At 33.9% G+C, this 16,277-nt stretch carries 16 protein-coding genes; 15 read left to right on the forward strand and 1 reads right to left on the reverse strand.

What is annotated here, in order from left to right:
• Nucleotides 1–117: 117 nt before the first annotated feature.
• The 15 genes from A0O34_RS04015 (at nt 118) to A0O34_RS04085 (ending at nt 15,656) form a co-directional block, all read left to right on the forward strand.
• Nucleotides 118–1,785 carry a GLPGLI family protein gene (locus A0O34_RS04015; protein WP_066751485.1) on the forward strand — a complete coding sequence of 556 codons (1,668 nt, stop codon included), beginning with the start codon at nt 118–120 and terminating at the stop codon, nt 1,783–1,785.
• Between the two features lie 319 nt (nt 1,786–2,104).
• Nucleotides 2,105–3,775: an asparagine synthase B gene (gene asnB / locus A0O34_RS04020; RefSeq protein WP_066751494.1), complete on the forward strand. Its 1,671-nt coding sequence runs from the start codon at nt 2,105–2,107 to the stop codon at nt 3,773–3,775.
• A gap of 235 nt (nt 3,776–4,010) precedes the next feature.
• Nucleotides 4,011–4,823: a hypothetical protein gene (locus A0O34_RS04025; RefSeq protein WP_066751496.1), complete on the forward strand. Its 813-nt coding sequence runs from the start codon at nt 4,011–4,013 to the stop codon at nt 4,821–4,823.
• A gap of 203 nt (nt 4,824–5,026) precedes the next feature.
• Nucleotides 5,027–6,433: an MFS transporter gene (locus tag A0O34_RS04030; RefSeq protein WP_066751499.1), complete on the forward strand. Its 1,407-nt coding sequence runs from the start codon at nt 5,027–5,029 to the stop codon at nt 6,431–6,433.
• A 369-nt stretch (nt 6,434–6,802) separates the two neighbouring features.
• Nucleotides 6,803–7,678, forward strand: coding sequence for a pirin family protein (locus A0O34_RS04035; RefSeq protein ID WP_066751502.1), 876 nt, complete (start codon nt 6,803–6,805; stop codon nt 7,676–7,678).
• Nucleotides 7,679–8,003: 325 nt separating this feature from the next.
• Nucleotides 8,004–8,903 (forward strand): pirin family protein, encoded by a 900-nt coding sequence (locus A0O34_RS04040; protein WP_066751507.1) that lies wholly within the window; start codon nt 8,004–8,006, stop codon nt 8,901–8,903.
• Between the two features lie 41 nt (nt 8,904–8,944).
• The gene (bla, locus tag A0O34_RS04045; protein ID WP_066751510.1) at nt 8,945–9,820 is read left to right on the forward strand and encodes a subclass B3 metallo-beta-lactamase; all 876 of its coding nucleotides are present in this window, start codon (nt 8,945–8,947) and stop codon (nt 9,818–9,820) included.
• A 16-nt stretch (nt 9,821–9,836) separates the two neighbouring features.
• The gene (locus A0O34_RS04050; RefSeq protein ID WP_066751513.1) at nt 9,837–10,370 is read left to right on the forward strand and encodes an NADPH-dependent FMN reductase; all 534 of its coding nucleotides are present in this window, start codon (nt 9,837–9,839) and stop codon (nt 10,368–10,370) included.
• Entirely contained in the window at nt 10,370–10,948 is a 579-nt protein-coding gene (locus tag A0O34_RS04055) for a TMEM175 family protein (protein ID WP_066751517.1), read from the forward strand. Before A0O34_RS04050 ends, A0O34_RS04055 begins: the two co-directional genes overlap by 1 nt.
• A 1-nt stretch (nt 10,949) precedes the next feature.
• Nucleotides 10,950–11,168: a (4Fe-4S)-binding protein gene (locus tag A0O34_RS04060; RefSeq protein ID WP_066751522.1), complete on the forward strand. Its 219-nt coding sequence runs from the start codon at nt 10,950–10,952 to the stop codon at nt 11,166–11,168.
• Entirely contained in the window at nt 11,168–11,566 is a 399-nt protein-coding gene (locus tag A0O34_RS04065; protein ID WP_066751525.1) for an OsmC family protein, read from the forward strand. The genes A0O34_RS04060 and A0O34_RS04065 overlap by 1 nt, the downstream gene beginning before the upstream one ends.
• A 1-nt stretch (nt 11,567) precedes the next feature.
• Complete coding sequence (locus A0O34_RS04070; RefSeq protein WP_185097273.1) at nt 11,568–11,855, forward strand: GNAT family N-acetyltransferase; 288 nt, start codon at nt 11,568–11,570, stop codon at nt 11,853–11,855.
• A gap of 117 nt (nt 11,856–11,972) precedes the next feature.
• Nucleotides 11,973–13,469 carry a sodium:solute symporter gene (locus A0O34_RS04075; protein WP_066751527.1) on the forward strand — a complete coding sequence of 499 codons (1,497 nt, stop codon included), beginning with the start codon at nt 11,973–11,975 and terminating at the stop codon, nt 13,467–13,469.
• 296 nt (nt 13,470–13,765) lie between these two features.
• Nucleotides 13,766–14,620: a transketolase gene (locus A0O34_RS04080; protein ID WP_418219371.1), complete on the forward strand. Its 855-nt coding sequence runs from the start codon at nt 13,766–13,768 to the stop codon at nt 14,618–14,620.
• Nucleotides 14,621–14,708: 88 nt separating this feature from the next.
• Nucleotides 14,709–15,656 (forward strand): transketolase family protein, encoded by a 948-nt coding sequence (locus A0O34_RS04085; RefSeq protein WP_066751531.1) that lies wholly within the window; start codon nt 14,709–14,711, stop codon nt 15,654–15,656.
• A 67-nt stretch (nt 15,657–15,723) separates the two neighbouring features.
• Here A0O34_RS04085 and A0O34_RS04090 read toward each other — a convergent pair whose 3' ends face one another.
• On the reverse strand, nt 15,724–16,272 hold the full coding sequence (locus A0O34_RS04090; RefSeq protein WP_066751533.1) for a hypothetical protein: 549 nt from the start codon (nt 16,270–16,272) through the stop codon (nt 15,724–15,726).
• Nucleotides 16,273–16,277: the final 5 nt, after the last annotated feature.

Here is a 16,277-nt window from a genome sequence, read left to right on the forward strand (position 1 = left end):
TTGAGGTGTAACTTTCACATTGTCATTTCATACCTATTCATCAAAAGCTATTTTCAAAATTCACAAAGTTGATATTATGTTAACTAAATTTTATCTTTGTGATAAACCTACCCTATTATGTACAAAAGAATTTTATTAAGTTTTCTTTCTGTCTTTTTATTTTGTTTGACGTTTGCTCAGACATACGAAATCCAATACATCAGTTCTTACAACGGAAAAGTGTTGATTGACCAGACTCCTACTTTAGTTTGGGCTAATGAAAAGGAAAATTTCATATTAAATAATAAAATCAGAGAACAAAAAAGCGATTATCCTTTTGAAATAACGAAAATTGAAAAACCATCAAACACCATTATTTCTTATGGATTTTTAAAGCCTAACGAAATTATTTCAACGTCTGATGTAGAATCTATAGGAAAACAAACTTTCGAACTGACGAATGAAACGAAAAAAATTCTTGGTTATAATTGCAAAAAAGCGGTTACAAAAATCAATTCAAACACCATTGAAGTTTGGTATACAAATGATTTAAAAATCAAAGGTGGGCCGTCAACTTTAGGTCAAAACTTAGGACTGGTATTGGAAGTTGAGCGTAATAAAAACTCAGTGATAACAGCTAATTCAATTAAAAAAGTTAAGAAAACAGATATTGAAACTTTATTAAAAGGTTCCATAAATTCTACGGATTTATTAGGCTATAAAGATCTTCTTTGGAAAAGCAGATTTACAACCTTAAAAGTTTTTGAAAACGAAACCATTAATTTTTCTGATCAATCAAAATCAGATGAACAAATAAAAAGATTCGCCAACGGAACAATTATACTTAAAAAAATTAAGTTCCCAAAAATTTCAGAAGGTGAACTTATTTTTGCTGAACTTAAGCAACAATCCAATGGCGACGCTTACGACAGAACCGGAACAGTTTTCTTTATTCCACAGGATAAATCACAATCTTTCTTTGATGGATTAGAAAAAGGAGCAAAAACACTTCCTCTTTATGACAACGGTAACGGAAAACAGTATTACGGGATAACTTCAACCGAAAATTATACTCCCGCAACGGAAATGATGAGATTTTTCACCGCTTTCGGAACTCAAAAATTTAATCATATTGAATTAAAAGGAAAAACATGGCAAACGATCACGCCTTACCGTCAGGATATCACCGAATTGAAACCTTCTCTTTCCGAAAAAGAACTTTGGATCGGTACTTTTATCGGTAACTACGACAAAGGTGGTCACAAAGTGAGTTTAGAAATAACGATTCACAAAAGCGATCAGACCGTGAATAAAAATAACACTGTCATTCCACTTTTTAATACATTAAATATTATGGAAATGGCGGGACAGGATTATTCCACCATGTTCAATAACGATAAAGGGCTTTTTGTAGAATTTACCTTACAAAAAGATTTGAAAAATGCACAGTTAAAATATACAACTACAGGCCACGGCGGCTGGGAAAACGGAGACGAATTCGTTCCTAAAGCTAATTCCATCTTTCTGGACGGAAAAATGTCGTTTTCTTTTGTTCCATGGAGATCAGATTGCGGATCTTACCGTTTGTACAATCCTGCATCAGGAAATTTCCCGGACGGACTTTCATCATCAGACTTAAGTAGATCAAACTGGTGCCCTGGAACGGTTACCAATCCAAACTTCATTCCTCTTGGAGATCTAAAAGCAGGAAAGCACACCATTCAGGTAAAAATACCTCAGGGACCAACGGAAGGAACAAGTTTCAGTTCGTGGAATGTATCAGGTGTTTTACTAGGTTCCCAATAAAACAAAACCTTCTTGCAATGGGATTGCAAGAAGGTAAAAACACAAATGATGAAAAAAAATTATTTCGAGCCACAAAGTAAGGGCAAAAATTCGTATAATTAATTAACATAGATTAATAAATATTTCATTTTTATTTCGTATGTAATAATGAATTAATATGTAGATGTGAAAAATATTAATCAAAATCGCCATAATCAATGGATTTAATTAATATTTTACCGTTAAACAATTTATTAAGTTAAAATTTTTCACATTTATGTATTTTTTGTTGTTATTTTTAAATTACAATTCTATTTTTGCTTTAAATAAATGATAAAAAATGTGTGGAATCGTATGTTTGTTTGATGCAAAACAAAAAACCGAAATATTAAGACCTCAAGTTTTAGAAATGTCAAAAAAAATCCGTCACAGAGGTCCGGACTGGAGTGGCGTGTTTCAAAATGAAAAAGTAGTTTTCTCTCACGAAAGACTTGCTATTGTAGATCCTACTTCAGGAAAGCAGCCTTTATTTACCAAAGACGGAAATGTTGTTTTAGCCGTAAACGGAGAGATTTATAACCATAGAGAATTAAAGGAAGAATTTCCTGATTATGAATTTCAAACTCAGTCAGATTGCGAAGTTATTTTAGCTCTTTATAGAAAATACGGAAAAAATTTCATCGAAAAACTAAATGGAATTTTCGCTTTTGCTCTTTATGACATAGAAAATGATGTTTATCTGATCGCCCGTGATCATATGGGAATCTGTCCATTATATCAAGGTTGGGACAAAAACGGAAACTATTATGTAGCTTCTGAACTAAAAGCTTTAGAAGGAGTTTGTAAAACTATTGAAACTTTTTTACCCGGACATTTTCTTTTCAGCCCGGATGGGACTGAACTTCAACAGTGGTACACAAGAGACTGGGAAAGTTTTGATAATGTAAAAGATAACGAAACTGATATTTCGAAAATCAGAAAAGGACTTGAAGATGCCGTTCACAGACAATTAATGAGTGATGTTCCTTACGGAGTGCTTCTTTCAGGAGGTTTGGATTCGTCTGTTATTTCTGCAATTACTGCAAAATTTGCAAGACAAAGAATTGAAAGTGGTGACACTCAGGAAGCCTGGTATCCAAGATTACACAGTTTTGCCGTTGGTTTGGTAGGTTCACCTGATTTGATTGCGGCAAAAAAAGCGGCAGAACATATCGGATCAATTCATCATGAAGTTAATTTTACTGTTCAGGAAGGTCTGGATGCAGTTCGTGATGTAATTTATCATCTGGAAACTTATGATGTGACGACCATCAGAGCTTCTACCCCGATGTATCTTTTGGCAAGAGTTATTAAATCAATGGGAATAAAAATGGTACTTTCCGGTGAAGGTTCCGATGAATTATTCGGTGGATATTTGTATTTCCATAAAGCTCCGAACGCAAAAGAATTCCATGATGAAACGGTAAGAAAATTAGGAAAACTTCACCTTTACGATTGCCTGAGAGCCAACAAAGCGTTGATGAGCTGGGGAATTGAGGGTCGTGTACCTTTCTTAGATAAGGAATTCATGGATATTGCAATGGCCGTGAACCCAAAAGATAAAATGATCAACGTTGCCGAAGGAAAAATTGAAAAATGGGTTTTAAGAAAAGCATTTGAAGATCTACTTCCTGAATCTATTGCTTGGAGACAAAAAGAGCAGTTCTCGGACGGCGTTGGCTATTCATGGATCGACACTTTAAAAGAAGTTGCCGAAAAAGAAGTTTCTGACGAAATGATGACGAATGCCAAATTCAGATTCCCGCTAAACACTCCTCAAAACAAAGAAGAATACCGTTACAGAAAAATTTTTGAAGAACATTTCCCAAGTGAAACGGCTGCAGCTACTGTTCCATCTGTTCCATCTGTTGCTTGCTCAAGCCCAATTGCTTTGGAATGGGACGAGGCTTTCAAAAAAATGAACGATCCGAGCGGAAGATCTGTAAAGGTTCACGAAACTTCATATGAATAAAAGGGTTTAGGGTTTAGGGTTTAGGGTTTAGGAAAATAAAATTTAAAACAGTAAGCTAAAAACCTAATTCCTAAGCCCTGAATCCTATTACCTAACAATAAAATTTATCAATCCTGTAGCGATACAGGATTTTCTTTTGAAAAACTAATAATAAATTGATATAATTTAACTGACAATCAAAAATATTATCTAATAAATAATTATATTTGGAAAACGAAAAATCAATTTTATAAAAATGAGAAGAAACATTACTATCTTTTTTGCTTTATTATCTATAACTTTTACCTTTGGTCAGGGTAAATTTGGTAAATATCTTAACTCAAAAAAACTTGCTTTAACATACAAAAGCGTAAAGGATAATGAAAAGGATGATTATTATCAACAATTCTATTGGCTTGCAAAAGCTGAACAGCTAAAAACATATCCACACCTTAAGGATGTAAAGCCTAAGGTTTTGTATGAGTTTGTGAAAAAAGTAAATCCTCAAAATCCAACAAAAAAACTGGATGCAAGAGGTAAAGAATTAAGAGCAACAGCAGAATTATCTTTAAATCAATATTTTAAAAATAAAAATTTCGAGAACAATAATGTCTTAATGCTAAACCTGGAAACTTATTGTGATCCTTCTCAAGGAGAATATTTCACAAAAGTAGATCCGGAAAAAATCAAGGAATTGGTACCAAAAGAATTATTTGCATTCAACTCATTGAACAAAAAAACTCAGGAAGAGAAGACTTATTATCTTTGGATCAACAAGAAAAAAGATGATTTCAATATTGTAGACATCATTCCTGAAGAGAAAGAAAACAAAACTTTCTATGCAAGAGTGAAACAATATCTTCCAAGTTATAAATTCTCTAAATATGTACCTTCAGTTAAAAAAGGAACGAAAACAGATAAAACTGACGTAGATTTTTACTACATCATGCCTTTTGAACAGAATACTGATAACATTGAATACAAAACAACGGATTTCAAAACTTACGAACTAAGCCAGTATAGAAAAGCTGGTGACGAGTGGAAAGGAGTAGAAAAACCTAGAAAATAAATTAAAAAGTCTTGTGAAATATCGCAAGACTTTTTTGTTGAAATCAATTCTAAATTTGCCATTCCCAAGAAATCTAAACTTAGTTTACTATTTTACATAAAATCTTTGTTTAAAAAACTTATTAAGGAATAAATATTGCTTTAAAAAGAACAATTCTTTGAACCAAAACAAATCTGGAAAGTTTCATTTTCAGTAAAAATCATATGTCAGAAGTAAGTGAACAACCCAAAACATCCATAAAAAAAATCCTTCCACTGATTCTTGCCACTGCGATTTTCATGCAGATGCTGGATTCCACAATTTTGAATACTTCCCTGCCTTCCATCGCAAAAGACCTGCAGGAGTCTCCACTTAATATGCAGAACGCGATCATCAGCTATGTTCTTACGTTAGCTGTTTTTATGCCGGCAAGCGGTTTCTTGGCCGATCGTTTTGGAACGAGGAAAGTTTTTATTTTTTCGTTAGTACTTTTTAGTTTGGGTTCGTTTTTTTGTGCTATTTCGCAAAACCTTACGCATTTGGTTATTGCGCGAATAATTCAAGGTGTTGGAGGAAGTTTAATGACTCCCGTCGGAAAATTAGCTTTAATTAAAACTTTCGATAAAAACGAATTATTAAAAGCAATGAATTTCGCCATCATTCCTGCATTGATTGGCCCTGTTTTAGGCCCATTGGTTGGAGGTTACATGGTAGATTATCTTTCGTGGCACTGGATTTTCTTAATTAACATCCCGTTTGGTATCATCGGAATTATTTTAGGCGTCAAATATATGCCCAACTATAAATCCGAATCCCCCGATTTCGATTTAAAAGGTTTCCTGATTTTTGCAGCAGCCTCTCTCCTACTTTCAATTTCATTAGAACTTTTTGGAGATCTTCAAAATACAACGCCTGTTTTGGTCGTATTTATTTTAGGCTTTTTATTCATGTATTATTATTACAGACATGCAAAAAGAGGTGGAAATCCTATTTTTCCGTTAAATCTTTTTCAGGTAAGAACATTTCGTGTAGGTGTTGTAGGAAACTTAGCAACGCGAGTAGGAATCAGCGCTATTCCACTATTATTGCCATTAATGATTCAGATCGCGTACAAACAATCCGCGGTAACTTCTGGCTGGATTATCGCGCCAATGGCTTTAACCGCCATGTTTGGAAAATCGTATGTCATTAAAATTTTAGATACATTCGGTTACAGACAAACACTGATGGTCAACACATTTATCATCGGAACATTAATCTGCTTATTGGCCATTCCAAATATTCACACTTCTTTATATTGGTTTGTACCGATTATTGCTGTTTTGGGATTTTTCAATTCGATCCAATTCACTTCAATGAATACAATTTCCATCGCTGATTTGCGAAACTTCCAGACAAGCAGCGGAAACTCATTAATATCCGTTAATCAACAACTTGCCATTGGTTTTGGGATCGCATTTGGTTTAATTGTTTTAAAATTATATGAAAACACAGATTTAATTGAAGGAGAAATTCACAACGCTTTCCGATACACATTTCTCACCGTTGGAATTTTAACCATTATTTCCGGTCTTGTTTTCAGAAGGCTTCATGTCTCAGATGGAAAAAATATGAAATCAAAAGAAGATTAAAATTCTATATTTCATCAATTATAGTTTATATTTTTTTTGAAGCTATTTCCCGCTTTCCGCTACAATCTTTTTTTTCAAAAAAGGATTTTCGCTGCAATCGGGGCTGGGTATTTGTCGTTATTTCAACACTCATAATCAATTCAACATTCTCTTTGTCATTCCACAAACATCTAGACTCGAATTTTTCTACACAATAAACCTAACAGGTTTTGAAAACCTGTTAGGTTTGTCTCATCACTGAGACAAATCTCGTTTCAAAATCTCACTTTTAAAAACTCTTAACTTCAGAACAAACCAACTACTTATCACACATCAATGCATCTGATTTTTAACTTTAATAATTTTGTATCTATAAAATCAACAATTATTATGGCAACTAAAAAAGTAGAAATCGTAATATCTCCAAAACCTGCACATTTCGTGGGTGACGGTTTTAGGGTGCATAATTTTATTCCGAGTGTACAGGGATTGGATATGAAGAGAATGGATCCTTTCATTATGCTCGATTATAACTCAAAATTTCATTTTAACGGAACAGAAACACCAAGAGGAGTCGGCGTACATCCTCACAGGGGGTTTGAAACCGTAACAATAGCTTATCAAGGCAGAGTGGAACATCACGACAGCGCAGGAGGCGGTGGAATTATCGGCGAAGGCGATGTACAATGGATGACCGCTGCAAAAGGTGTTCTCCACAAAGAATATCACGAAACCGAATGGGCAAAAACAGGCGGAATTTTCCAAATGGTTCAGCTTTGGGTAAATCTTCCGTCAGTGTATAAAATGAGTTGCCCAAAATATCAGGCAATCAAAAATTCCGACATGGAAAAAGTTGATCTTGGTGACAACGGATTTATAGAAATCATTGCCGGAGAATATAACGATCATAAGGGGCCTGCATTTACTTACAGTCCGGTTCATATGATGAATGCAAAATTAAAATCAGGAGGAAAAGCTAACTTCAATTTTCCTGCAAACTTTAATACCGCAGCTTTGGTTGTTGAAGGAAGTATCATCATAAACGGAAAAGAAAAAGCACCATCAGATCATTTGGTATTATTCAAAAATGATGGTGAAAATTTCACCATTGAAGCATCTGAAGATTCAATTGTATTAATCATCAGCGGAATGCCATTAGACGAACCTATTTATCCACATGGCCCTTTTGTAATGAATTCAAAAGAAGAAATTATGCAGGCTTTTGAGGATTATAATTTGGGGAGATTTGGATATTTGGCGGATTAATTTTTAATTATTTCTTACCTTTATAATTGAGTTTTTGGATAATCGCAAAGACGCAAATTTAATTAACAACTTATTATTTTAAGGCGCAAGGATTTTATCTACGATAAAATTTATTGAGTAGAAAACAACCATCAAATTAAATAGGATTAGAAATTGAAAATCTTCGATTTTCTTGCGCCTTAAAACAGAATAATTAAAAAATTCTTTGCGTTTTTGCGTTTATCCAACAAAAATCTATTCAACTTTAATTTTCATTAAAGTACCATAACCATTGGAAATATTGATTACATTAGCGTAAACAAAAATTGAAAAAACAACTTTAGCCATGTCAAACATCGGACTTATTATAGAAGAAAAATCAGCAGATATAGGAAACTTTTTAGTGGGAAGATTATTGCCTTTCCGTGAAAAAAGAGCAGTCGGACCTTTCGTTTTTATCGATCATATGGGACCTTCTGAATTAAAAGATTATCAAAATCTTGATGTTCCGCCACATCCGCATATCGGACTTTCAACCTTAACTTATCTTTTGGAAGGATCAATTTTCCACAGAGATAGCATCGGAAGCGCTCTTGAAATAAAACCTGGCGCTGTAAACTGGATGACAGCCGGAAAAGGTGTCGTTCACTCAGAAAGAACACCGGAATATTTAAGACATACCGATAAAAAACTTCACGGATTTCAAATCTGGGTCGGACTTCCGAAACATTTGGAGCAATCAGAACCGACTTTTCATCATATCGAAGCGAATGAAATTCCGGTTTGGGAAGAAGGTGATATTCAATATAAATTAATTGCAGGAGAAGCTTTTGGAAGAACATCTCCGGTTCCTGTTCACAGTAAATTATTTTTTATTGAAATTAAAACAAAAACGGCTCAAAAAATCAGCATCGGAAAAGATCTTTACGGTGAAGCTGCGGTGTACGTTTTGGACGGAACCGTTACTACAGACGGAAATTCTTACGGTTCAAAACAATTAATGATCGCCAAAGAAACCAAACTTTGTGAGTTCGAGATGAGCGAAAACGGAACTGTTTATCTTTTCGGAGGAGAACCTTTCGATGAAGAGCGTTTTATATTCTGGAATTTTGTAAATTCAGACAAAGAATTAATCGATGAAGCAAAAGTGAATTGGAACGATCAAAATCACGATGCTTTTCCTTTAGTCCCAGGCGATGAGCATGAATTTGTTCCGCTTCCTAAAGCTATTTTAAACAGAAAATAAACATTTAAATTTCAAAATAATTACCCGTAAATCCTAAATAAATGAATAGAATAATTCTTGTATTATTAATAATTATATCTTTTATAAGTAATGCTCAGACCGTAAATGAGCCTAAAAACAACCCTGAAGAATGGTCAAAACCTTATGAACCGTTCAGAATTGCAGGAAATTTATACTATGTAGGAACTTACGATTTGGCATCTTATCTGATTGTTACCGATAAAGGAAATATTCTTATCAACACAGGATTAGCGGGCTCACTTTCAATGATCAAGAATAATATTAAAAAACTTGGTTTTAATTATAAGGACATCAAAATTCTGACTTTGACACAGGCTCATTTTGACCACATGGGAGCAATGGCCGACATCAAAAAAGAAACAGGCGCCAAATTGTATGTAGATGAAAAAGATGCGGAAGAATTAAAAAGTGGCGGAAAATCTGATTACGAACTGGGAAAATATGGAGTAACATTTAAACCTGTAAATCCAGATTATCTTTTGAAAAATAATGCTAAAATAAAACTAGGAAATACGACCTTGACTTTACTTCATCATCCCGGACATACAAAAGGATCTTGTAGCTTTTTATTCGAAACCAAAGATAAAAATCAAACGTATAAAGTTTTAATTGCCAATTTGCCTTCGATCATTATTGATGACAAAAAATTCTCTGAAGTAAAAACGTATCAAACTATTCAGAAAGATTATGGTGATACATTTAAAGCTATGAAAAATGTGAATTTTGACATTTGGGTAGCTTCTCATGGAAGTCAGTTTGGTCTGCATTCAAAACGAAAAGCAGGAGATGCCTACAATCCGAAACTATTTGCAGATAAAGAAGTCTATTTTCAAAAACTTGAAAAATTAGAAGCAGATTATCAGGAAAAAGTAAAACAAGATTCACCAGAAAAATAACAGAAAGTATTAAATAATGAAAATATTAGCATTTGCAGGAAGCACCTCTTCCACTTCAATTAACAGAGAATTGGTGAAATTTGTTCTGAAAGATTTTCAGGATGAAGAAATTAATTTAATTGATCTTAATGATTTCACAATGCCTACTTTTTCTGTTGATCTTGAAAAGAAAGGTTTTCCCGATGAAGCGCACAACTTTTTAAAGCAAATAGAAGAATGTGATGTGATTATTTGTTCGCTTGCTGAACATAACAGATCGTACAGCGCAGCTTTTAAAAACGTTTTCGATTGGGCTTCAAGGATTAATGTTAAAGTTTTTCAGAATAAGCCAATGCTATTGATGTCAACTTCTCCGGGAGGTTATGGTGGCGGAAACGTGATGAATACGGCAAAAACGTTCTTTCCAAACTTTGGAGCTGATATTAAAGACACTTTTTCTCTTTCTAAATTTTACGAAAACTTCGATTTGGAAAGCGGCGTCATCAATCCGGAAATGCTTAAAGAATTAAAGGAAAAAATTGAGAATTTTAAAATTCAGGTTAAAAACTAATGACAAAAGGAAGATTAGAGGCTTTCAGTGACGGTGTTTTAGCTGTTATTATTACAATTATGGTGCTTGAATTAAAAGTACCGGAAGGAAGTAATTGGGAAAGTTTAAAACCTATTATTCCAAAGTTTTTGGCTTATATTTTCAGTTTTATTTATATCGGAATCTATTGGAACAACCATCATCATTTGTTTCAGGCTGTAAAAAAAGTGAATGGAAGTATTCTTTGGGCCAATCTTCATTTGTTGTTCTGGCTTTCATTAATGCCCGTCGCAACAGAGTGGATCGGGGAAACCCATTTTGCAAAAAATCCCGTAACAGTTTATGGCATAGGATTGATAATGGCCGGGATTGCGTATACTATTCTGGAAAATTTAATTATAAAAAATGAAGGCGAAAACTCAAAGATAAAAGAAGCAATACATTCTAAATTTAAAGAATATATATCGATTATTTTTTATATTTCAGGGATCGTGACTTCGTTTTTTTATCCTTATATTGCAATAGGTTTTTATTACGCCTCTGCTTTATTATGGCTCGTTCCCGACAAAAGAATTGAAAGATCATTAAAAGAAGATTAGTATGGAAACACACGAATACATCAATGGAGAAATCACTGTTATCTGGCAACCTCAAAAATGTATCCATTCAACAGTTTGCGTGAAAACTCTTCCAAAAGTTTATAATCCAAAAGAAAGACCCTGGATAAAAGTTGAAAATGCAACTCCTCAGGAACTTAAAAATCAAATAGACCTGTGCCCTTCCGGAGCATTAAGTTATAAATTCAAGACACAACAATAATGGGAGTAACCGTAAAAGCAGTTTTAGGAAAAGAAAAATATTACACCGAAGTAACGGCTGGTGAAAATCAACTGATCACAGATGAACCTGTAGATAAAGGCGGACAGAATAAAGGTTTCAATCCTTTTGAAATCCTAGCAACATCTTTGGCAAGCTGTACCGCAGCTACATTAAAAATGTATATCGACCGAAAAGAATGGGACGTAGAAAAAATAAATGTAGAAGTAGAACTTGAAAATTTTCCTTTGACAAAACTTTGTGTTTTCAAAAGAAATATCAGCTTTGAAGGTACAAATCTTGACGAAGAACAGATGAAAAGACTTCATTTGATAGCGGACGCATGCCCTGTACACAAAATATTAACTCACGATATAGAAATTCAAACCAAATTTTCATAATATGATAGAAGTAAAGCAAAACAACGACGAAAAACACGGAAGTTTTGAGGCTTTCATAGACGGGATCTCAACAGGAAAAATGACTTACACTTGGGCAGGTGAAGAAAGATTCATCATCGATCATACCGAGGTAGGCGAAGAACACAACGGAAAAGGTGTTGGTAAAGAAATGCTTTTGGCTGCGGTAGATTTCGCAAGGCAAAATGGCAAGAAAATCATTCCGCTTTGTCCGTTTGCAAAGGCTAGTTTCCAAAAAAGTGAAGAACTTCAGGATGTTTTAGTTAATTAGTTTTAAATTAAACACAGAAAATAAATCAACCTTTCAGTTATCAATACTGAGAGGTTTTTTTTCTTTTTTAACACACCATAAAAAAACTATATTTGTAAAATTTTAATCGAATAAAATATGTCTCCATTTATATTATTGTCCATTATTATCATTTATTTTGCCCTACTCCTTTGGGTAGCTTATAAAACAGGAAAAGGCAGTGATAATGAAAGTTTCTTCATCGGAAACCGTAAAAGTAATTGGATGCTTGTTGCCTTTGGAATGATCGGAACTTCACTTTCAGGAGTGACTTTTGTGAGTGTTCCGGGCGCAGTTGGAAAAGACAGTTTTTCTTATTTACAGATCACTTTAGGATATCTTATCGGATATATTGTGGTTGCCTACGTTTTACTTCCTTTATATTATCGGTTAAAATTAACCTCCATTTATGGTTATCTTCAGCAAAGAATGGGGCAACTTTCCTATAAATCGGGAGCATGGATTTTCATTGTTTCGAGATTGGTTGGTGCGACAGCAAGATTGTATTTGGTTGTTAATATTCTTCAAATCACTATTTTAGATAGTTTGGGTGTTCCTTTTATTGTGACGACTTTAATTATTTTAATCATGATTATCCTTTATACGTATGAAGGAGGCGTAAAAACCATTGTCTGGACGGATACTTTACAGACTTCTTGCATGCTTTTAGGATTGATTATCTGTACGGTTTATATGTTGAATCATTTAGATCTAAGTGTTGGACAGAGTTTAACCGCAATGAACGACAAAGGCTACACGAAAATATTTGAATTTGATATTAATTCTCCCGGATTTTTCATCAAACAAATTCTTGCCGGAGCATTTATTACCATTACCATGACCGGAATTGATCAGGAAATGATGCAGAAAAGTCTTTCTGTAACGAAGCTGAAAGATTCTCAGAAGAATATGGTAACGCTTGGTTTTATTTTATTGGGAGTAATTTCACTCTTCCTTTATATGGGCGGACTTTTATATCTTTTTGGACAAAGCGAAGGTGGTCACATCACAGAAATCATTAAAGACGGAATTCCTAAAAAAGAATTTTTATTGAATGGAAAAGATATTTTCGGAGATAAAATTTTCCCGGAAGTGGCTTTAAATCATATGCCTGGATTTATTTCAATTATATTTATCATTGCTTTAATCTCGGCTTTATTTCCAAGTGCGGATGGTGCTATGACAGCGCTTACCTCATCAATTTGCATTGATATTGTCGGAATGAAAGACAAGCCTTGGGATACTAAAAAGAAAGAAAAATTCAGAAAAAATGTTCACTTGATCGTTGCTGCTTCTTTCTTAGTTATGGTTGTTATCTTTAAAATTATTAATGATAATTCCATGATTGGTTTAATTCTTAAACTGGCAGGATTCACTTACGGACCTCTATTAGGTCTTTTTGCTTTCGGAATTTTCACTAAATATAAAGTAGTTGATAAATTGGTTCCTTACGTTTGTATCGCAGCGCCGATTATCTCTTATTTTATCGATAAATATCAGGCTACTCTTTTCGGAGATTTCAAAATTGGTTTGGAGTTGTTGATCATTAATGGATTGTTGACTTTCTTTGGACTTTGGTTGATTAGAAAGAAATAGTTTTTAAGTTTTGGCTAAAGCCAATTGAATAGATCTTTTGGCTTGGACGGGCTAAAGCCCGCCTCTATTGATGAAAAAATTACATTGTTGAGATTCATTCAGAATTACAAAGATTCAGTTGCAATATTTAGTTAAAAAAGATTAATAATATTTTAATAAAACTGTCAACATCCATCATCAAAGGCTGTTAAAGCAATAAAATGTTTAAATAATTCAAAATCCGAGTTTTACACTCGGATTTTTACATTTTTATAAGCCATTAAAAAATTGTAAATTCGCGTGTAAATAAATCAGATATAATGAGTAAAAGTATCGAAGAGTTGAAATCTCTTACTACACAAATCAGAAGAGACATTTTAAGAATGGTTCATGCTGTAAATTCAGGTCACCCGGGTGGAAGTTTAGGTTGTACAGAATTTTTCACGGCACTTTACGGAAAGGTAATGAACTATAGCCTTCCGTTCACAATGGAGGGGAAAAATGAAGATCATTTTTATCTTTCAAACGGACACATTTCACCGGTTTTCTATTCTACTTTAGCTAGATTTAATTTCTTTCCAGTTGAAGAATTAAAAACTTTCAGAAAATTAGATTCAAGACTACAAGGACACCCAACTACTCATGAGGGTCTTCCGGGAATCCGTATCGCTTCAGGATCTCTTGGTCAAGGGCTTTCTGTAGCTTTAGGTGTGGCTCAAGGTAAAAAATTGGACGGAGACAGCTCTTTAGTATATACTTTACATGGAGATGGAGAATTGCAGGAAGGTCAAAACTGGGAAGCCCTGATGTATGCTTCTGCTAAAAAAGTGGATAACATTATTTCAACAATTGACTACAACGGTCGTCAGATCGACGGTGATACTGATGATGTATTAAGCTTAGGAAATCTTCATGCTAAACTGGAAGCTTTCGGGTGGACTGTTTTGGAAGAGAAAAACGGTAACGATCTTGAAGCAGTAATTGCTATCCTTGAGAGAGCAAAAACTGAAACAGGAAAAGGAAAACCAGTGGTAATCCTTCTTCATACAGAGATGGGTTATGGTGTAGATTATATGATGGGATCTCACGCTTGGCACGGAAAAGCTCCTAATGATGAGCAATTGGATACTGCATTCAAACAATTATATTTAGAAGCTCCTGCGGACTATTAATAATAAATGATGAATCATCAATGATAAATGATGTGTTACAATATCGTTTATCAACTATAATTTATCAATTATCAAAAATTTTAATAAAATGAAATATACATATACAGAAAAAAAAGATACACGTTCAGGATTTGGAGCTGGATTAGCTGAACTTGCTGACACACACCCTAATGTAGTAGCACTTTGTGCAGACCTTATCGGTTCTTTGAAAATGGAGAAATTCATTGAAAAAGCACCGGAAAGATTCTTCCAGATTGGAATTGCAGAAGCAAATATGATGGGAATTGCGGCAGGTCTTAGTATTACAGGAAAAATTCCTTTTACGGGAACTTTCGCTAACTTCTCTACTTCAAGAGTTTATGACCAGATCCGTCAATCTATCGCTTACTCTGATAAAAATGTAAAAATTTGTGCTTCTCACGCCGGACTTACGCTAGGAGAAGACGGAGCTACTCACCAGGTTTTGGAAGACATCGGAATGATGAAAATGCTTCCGGGAATGACCGTAATCAATACTTGTGATTATAATCAAACTAAGGCAGCAACTTTAGCTATTGCTGATTTTGAAGGTCCTGTTTATCTAAGATTCGGTAGACCGGTAGTTCCAGTTTTCATTCCGGAAGATATGCCTTTCGAGATCGGAAAAGGAATTATGCTTCAGGAAGGAACTGATGTAACGATTGTTGCAACAGGTCACTTGGTTTGGGAATCTCTTGTAGCTGCAGATGAGCTTGAAAAAGAAGGTATTTCTTGTGAGGTGATCAATATCCACACCATTAAACCTTTGGACGAAGAAATCATCTTAAAATCAGTTGAAAAAACTGGAAAGATCGTTACAGCTGAAGAGCACAACTATATTGGTGGTTTAGGAGAGTCAATTGCTGGTATGTTGGCTAGAAAAAGACCAACCAGACAGGAATTCGTTGCTGTAAATGATACTTTCGGAGAATCTGCAACACCTGCTGAATTAATGAAAAAATATAAAATCGATTCTACAGCCGTGAAAGAAGCTGTGAAGAGAATTTTAGATAAATAAGATCATCTTTTTGATATATAAAAATGCCTCAAAAATTTTGAGGCATTTTTTATTTAGTATTAGTAATCTATTGATAACGTTTGCTTATTTCGTCCGTATTTATAGTCTGCATGGAATTTAAGTCGGTTTTAAAATAAGTATCATGGATAGAAAAGTAAGCGTCAGTTTTTACTTCCGTTTGTTCTGAAGCTTTTTTCCAACATTCTAAAAACCAATTTTCAAACAATTCGTATTTCTCTGTATTATATTCGTCCAGAATATCATCAGAATCATCCTCTTCATAAATATCTTCAAAAGCTGTAACTGTTACCCATATTTTTTCTGGAATCAATGCATCCCAATCATCACTTTCATTTATGATGTCAATCTCTTTTGAAGGTAACTTAATTATTTCAGTGATTCTTTCACCTTCTTGATCAACTGCCCAAAATATAATGTTTAAATAATCATATCTATATTCAAAATATAATGCTTTTGTATCAGCCTTCGATTTATTGTTAAGATAATTAATGTTCTTATCATTAACCAATTCTGTCAGCTCCACAATAAGCATTGGACTTATTTTTTCTTCCAGATATTTTTTTAATTCAATATTTAAACTTTTAAGATTTACCACAAGCC

This window comes from Chryseobacterium glaciei, assembly GCF_001648155.1.
GTDB classification, from domain to species: Bacteria; Bacteroidota; Bacteroidia; order Flavobacteriales; family Weeksellaceae; genus Chryseobacterium; species Chryseobacterium glaciei.

Excerpts from the sequence above, each read along its gene's own strand:
- A0O34_RS04065 (WP_066751525.1), top strand. The coding sequence starts at position 11,168 with ATGGGAGTAACCGTAAAAGCAGTTTTAGGAAAAGAAAAATATTACACC.
- A0O34_RS04030 (WP_066751499.1), top strand. The coding sequence starts at position 5,027 with ATGTCAGAAGTAAGTGAACAACCCAAAACATCCATAAAAAAAATCCTT.
- A0O34_RS04060 (WP_066751522.1), top strand. The coding sequence starts at position 10,950 with ATGGAAACACACGAATACATCAATGGAGAAATCACTGTTATCTGGCAA.
- A0O34_RS04040 (WP_066751507.1), top strand. The coding sequence starts at position 8,004 with ATGTCAAACATCGGACTTATTATAGAAGAAAAATCAGCAGATATAGGA.
- A0O34_RS04050 (WP_066751513.1), top strand. The coding sequence starts at position 9,837 with ATGAAAATATTAGCATTTGCAGGAAGCACCTCTTCCACTTCAATTAAC.
- A0O34_RS04085 (WP_066751531.1), top strand. The coding sequence starts at position 14,709 with ATGAAATATACATATACAGAAAAAAAAGATACACGTTCAGGATTTGGA.
- asnB (WP_066751494.1), top strand. The coding sequence starts at position 2,105 with ATGTGTGGAATCGTATGTTTGTTTGATGCAAAACAAAAAACCGAAATA.
- A0O34_RS04025 (WP_066751496.1), top strand. The coding sequence starts at position 4,011 with ATGAGAAGAAACATTACTATCTTTTTTGCTTTATTATCTATAACTTTT.
- A0O34_RS04035 (WP_066751502.1), top strand. The coding sequence starts at position 6,803 with ATGGCAACTAAAAAAGTAGAAATCGTAATATCTCCAAAACCTGCACAT.
- A0O34_RS04055 (WP_066751517.1), top strand. The coding sequence starts at position 10,370 with ATGACAAAAGGAAGATTAGAGGCTTTCAGTGACGGTGTTTTAGCTGTT.
- A0O34_RS04070 (WP_185097273.1), top strand. The coding sequence starts at position 11,568 with ATGATAGAAGTAAAGCAAAACAACGACGAAAAACACGGAAGTTTTGAG.
- bla (WP_066751510.1), top strand. The coding sequence starts at position 8,945 with ATGAATAGAATAATTCTTGTATTATTAATAATTATATCTTTTATAAGT.
- A0O34_RS04015 (WP_066751485.1), top strand. The coding sequence starts at position 118 with ATGTACAAAAGAATTTTATTAAGTTTTCTTTCTGTCTTTTTATTTTGT.
- A0O34_RS04075 (WP_066751527.1), top strand. The coding sequence starts at position 11,973 with ATGTCTCCATTTATATTATTGTCCATTATTATCATTTATTTTGCCCTA.